At 36.8% G+C, this 4,462-nt stretch carries 3 protein-coding genes; all 3 read left to right on the top strand.

The window, feature by feature from the left end; all coding sequences use genetic code 11:
* The first annotated feature begins 523 nt into the window (after positions 1-523).
* The 3 genes from JUJ52_RS22540 (at position 524) to opp3C (ending at position 4,411) form a co-directional block, all read left to right on the top strand.
* Positions 524-2,188: a peptide ABC transporter substrate-binding protein gene (locus JUJ52_RS22540; protein WP_034679422.1), complete on the top strand. Its 1,665-nt coding sequence runs from the start codon at positions 524-526 to the stop codon at positions 2,186-2,188.
* Positions 2,189-2,322: 134 nt separating this feature from the next.
* Positions 2,323-3,252: an oligopeptide ABC transporter permease gene (gene opp3b, locus JUJ52_RS22535; RefSeq protein ID WP_205389152.1), complete on the top strand. Its 930-nt coding sequence runs from the start codon at positions 2,323-2,325 to the stop codon at positions 3,250-3,252.
* A 1-nt stretch (position 3,253) separates the two neighbouring features.
* Complete coding sequence (gene opp3C, locus JUJ52_RS22530; RefSeq protein WP_121605799.1) at positions 3,254-4,411, top strand: oligopeptide ABC transporter permease; 1,158 nt, start codon at positions 3,254-3,256, stop codon at positions 4,409-4,411.
* Positions 4,412-4,462: the final 51 nt, after the last annotated feature.

The raw sequence follows: 4,462 nt of genomic DNA, 5'->3' as shown, positions 1-4,462 counted from the left end.
CAGCCGGAGTGGTGGTCAAGCAGTAGCTATTATTCCATAATAGCTACTAGAGGAAGCGTGAATCTGAGCATTTAGTGATAAGGACTGAGCGAATTTTGCTCAGGTTTTTCTTAATTTTAGTAGCTTTTTTGATTTTTATAACACTTCTAGATGAATCGGATTTCAATAAGGATATTAAAAAATGAAAATTAATTCAGTTACCTATTTTTAAATAGTTCTTAAAACGTCATTCTTTTGACTGAAAATTACTTGTATTTTAAACCAAATATCCTAAAATTTTGAATATGAAAACTTTGTAGAAAAATGACGAAAACATGCATGAAATCAGGATTAAACGACATTTTAGTAATAACGAAGTTTTATAAATTAAGAAATGTAGGAATAATTAAAATAAACTGTTTTAGGTAAAAAGCCTTTTCAAACTTGTCTAAAAGTTATATAATTTTTAACTGTAACCGAATTCTTAGTAGCGAAAAATACTAAAATATTCAGAAAAAAGGGACATCTAAGGGAGGATATTAGTATGAAGAAATGGTCATTATTGGTTGCACTTGGTATCGTACTAAGTGTTTTTTTAGCAGCCTGCGGTGGCGATGACAATAGTACTGAAGGATCAAAAAGTAAAGATTCTGGTACAAGTGAAAGTAGTGGCGATAATACACTTAATCTATTACAAAGTGGAACAATCTCTACAATGGATTCTTCCATGGCAACAGATGAGTTCTCTTTCCAGTTCTTAGGTTCTACTATGGAAGGACTATATCGCTTAGATAAAAATGGCGAACCTACAGAAGGTATCGCAAAAGAACATAAAGTAAGTGACGATGGTCTAACTTGGACTTTTACACTACGTGAAGATGCTAAATGGGAAAATGGGGACCCAGTTACTGCAAATGACTTTGTTTATGCATGGCAACGTGCGGTTAACCCTGAAACTGGTTCAGAGTATGGTCCTTACATGATGAGCGGTGTTATTAAAAACGCTGAAGCCGTTAGTAGTGGAGATGCTGCTGTAGACGAGTTAGGAGTTACTGCTAAAGATGATTATACATTAGTAGTTGAGCTTGAAAACCCAACTCCATATTTTGAATCACTCACAACGTTCGGTACGTTCTTACCATTAAATGAAAAGTTCGTTGAAGAACAAGGTGATAAATATGCTACAAGTTCTGAGACAGTATTATCAAACGGTCCATTTGTATTGAAAAATTGGACTAGCACAAGCAGTTCTTGGGATCTAGAAAAGAATGAAAGTTACTGGGATGCGGATACAGTACAACTAGATAAATTGACATATGAGGTTGTTAAAGACCCACAAACAGCAGTGGACCTATATGAAAAAGGTACAGTAGATCGTGCTGACTTATCTTCAGATTTGGTTGACCAATATGCTACACACGAAGATTACAATGTTTCTCCAGAAATGTCAGTATGGTATCTAAAATTTAATGAAACAAGAAATGAAGCTTTAGCTAATACAAATATTCGTGCTGCACTAAGTAGAGCATTCGATAAGCAATCATTAGTTGATGTTATTCTTAACAATGGTTCTGTCGTTGCAAATGGTTTAATTCCCGAAAACTTTGTTCAAATGCCAGAAGGTGAAAAAGACTTCCGCGAAGTAAGTGGAGATCATATTACGTATGATCCAGAAGCAGCAAAAGAATACTGGAAAAAAGGTCTAAAAGAATTAGGTAAAGATTCCATTGAGCTTGAATTCCTATCTGGTGATACAGAAACGGCTAAAACAATGAATGAATATCTTGTTAATCAACTAGAGTCAAATCTAGATGGCCTAAAAATCAACCTAAAGCAAGTACCTGGTGAACAACGTTTAGACCTAGACACAAAAATGGATTATGACATCCAACTGTCTGGTTGGGGACCAGATTACCTTGACCCATACACATATATGAGCCTTTGGGTGACAGACGGTGGAAACAATAAAATGGGATATTCAAATAAAGAATATGACAAATTAGTAGAAGAAACGACAACTGAATTAGCTACTAATAATACTGCTCGCTACGAGAATTTCTTGGAAGCAGAAAAGATTTTATTTGAAGATGCTGCAATAGCACCTGTTTATCAACGTGCTAAAGCACAATTAGTATCTCCTAAGATGCATGGCGTATACATGAACGCATTTGGTCCAACATATGAGTACAAATGGGCAAGTGTAGAATAAGCGCACATCATTTTAAGTTAAGATAGAAATTTTAAAGAGAGAGTAGGCACTGCATGATGCATACTCTCTTTTTCCCCTTATATTGATATATTCTCATAATATTGAACATTAGCTTAATTTTAGGAGGTGCAAGCATGTTACGCTACATTTTACGTCGCGTCATGTATATGGCAATTACACTGTTTATTATTGCTACCGTGTCATTCTTTCTGATGAAAATGTTGCCTGGTAGTCCGCTTAATGCAGAGGATAAATTGAGTGAAGAACAAAAAGCCATTGTATTAGAAAAATACGGCTTGAATGACCCGGTTCCCGTTCAATACGTAAATTATATGAAAGGTCTTGTACAGGGAGATCTAGGTATTTCCTTTGCGTTTGATAATACACCTGTAACGAATATTTTAATGGATCGAATAGGCCCATCTGCACAGTTGGGAGCGCAATCATTATTAGTAGGAACAATTCTAGGAATTTTATTCGGTTTAATAGCTGCAATATCGCACAATGGATTTCTTGACTATAGTTCGACAATATTAGCAGTACTCGGGACATCTATTCCATCCTTCGTATTTGCTGGACTACTCCAATGGTTCCTTGCCGTGGAAACAGGCTGGTTCCCTGTCGCATTATGGGGAACGTTTGAACATACCATATTACCAACGATCGCCTTGATGATATTCCCGATAGCAACGGCTGCTCGTTTTACGCGTACGGAAATGATCGAAGTAATGGGTTCTAACTTTATTACAACGGCACGTGCAAAGGGTGTCAGCGAAGTCGGCATTATCTTTAAACACGGCTTGCGTAATGCACTTATTCCACTTGTGACCGTGATTGGCCCAATGGCAGTGAGTTTAATGACAGGAACGCTTGTTATTGAAAAAATATTCGCTGTGCCAGGAATAGGAGAACAATTTGTTACATCGGTTATGGTTAATGATTATCCAGTAATTATGGGAACGACAATACTTTTCGCATTTTTATTTGTAGTAATCATCTTAATCATCGACCTCCTATATGTATTAATTGACCCTAGAATCAGGCTTACAGGGGGGGAAAGCTAATATGGAGAAAGATCATCAAAAAAATCAGGTCCCAAAAGAATTACTAGTACCTATAAAAGATAAAGAGAATGATAGTGAAAAAATATCAGGCCCTAGTCGAACATTTATGCAAGATGCTAGACGAACCTTCTTCAAAAATAAAATGGCAATGTTTTGTGTTATTCTGCTGGCTGTGATTGTTGTATTTAGTATCATCGGACCAGGTATGAATGAGCATGGTTTAGATGATCAAGACTTATCACGAGCCAAAATGCCTCCGCATGCCCCCGTTTTAGAAAATATTTCATGGTTAGGTTTTGATGGGACATTAAAGGATGAATTCAAAGGTGATAATGTTGAACAAGCTACACAAAAGGCTATATCCCGTTATGATAACCAAGAAGAATTTATTGATATAAAGGTGCTGTCTGAAGGGGATGGCAGCAATAATTCTGCAGAAGTAAAAGCTACTTATCATGTTTATGAAGCCAAGGATATGTCCGATCAATATTTCTGGCTAGGCACCGACACGCTTGGTCGGGATCAATGGACAAGATTATGGTTAGGTACACGAGTTTCCTTAATTATCGCATTAGTTGCGGCGGCGATTGATCTCGTAATTGGTGTCGCATATGGTGGTATTTCCGCATATTATGGCGGAAGAGTCGACAATGTGATGCAACGAATACTAGAAATATTAGTCGGAATTCCGAATCTTGTTGTTATTCTATTAATGATTCTCGTATTACAGCCAGGTATTATATCGATTATTATCGCTCTGACGATAACGGGTTGGATTGGAATGGCCCGGATCGTCCGTGGTGAAGTGTTGAAGCTGAAAAATCAGGAATTTGTGCTTGCTGCACGAACGTTGGGCACAACGAATGGAAAAATTATTCGGAAGCATCTAGTTCCAAATATTAGTGGGATTATTATCATTAATACGATGTTTACGATACCTAGTGCCATCTTTTTTGAAGCATTTCTAAGCTTTATTGGATTAGGGATGGTTCCGCCGGATGCATCTCTAGGTACGCTAATAAATACTGGATTCGACAATATCAGACAATATCCATATCTATTAGTCTACCCAGCAGTACTGATTTCAGTCATTATGATTGCATTTAACTTAATTGGAGATGGATTACGTGATGCGTTTGATCCGAAAATGCATAAATAAGAAGGTAGGTGTTTCTAAATGAGTAAATTGTTAGAAGTAAAGGATTTGAGC

Origin of the sequence: Virgibacillus sp. AGTR, assembly GCF_016919725.2 — a bacterium.
Lineage (GTDB): Bacteria > Bacillota > Bacilli > Bacillales > Amphibacillaceae > Virgibacillus > Virgibacillus salarius.
Note: the sequence above shows the minus strand (reverse complement) of the source record. Positions and strands in the feature narration are given on the sequence as shown.

Bases quoted from the DNA above. Each gene is read 5' to 3' on its own strand.
- JUJ52_RS22540 (WP_034679422.1), top strand. From the start codon at position 524: ATGAAGAAATGGTCATTATTGGTTGCACTTGGTATCGTACTAAGTGTT.
- opp3b (WP_205389152.1), top strand. From the start codon at position 2,323: ATGTTACGCTACATTTTACGTCGCGTCATGTATATGGCAATTACACTG.
- opp3C (WP_121605799.1), top strand. From the start codon at position 3,254: ATGGAGAAAGATCATCAAAAAAATCAGGTCCCAAAAGAATTACTAGTA.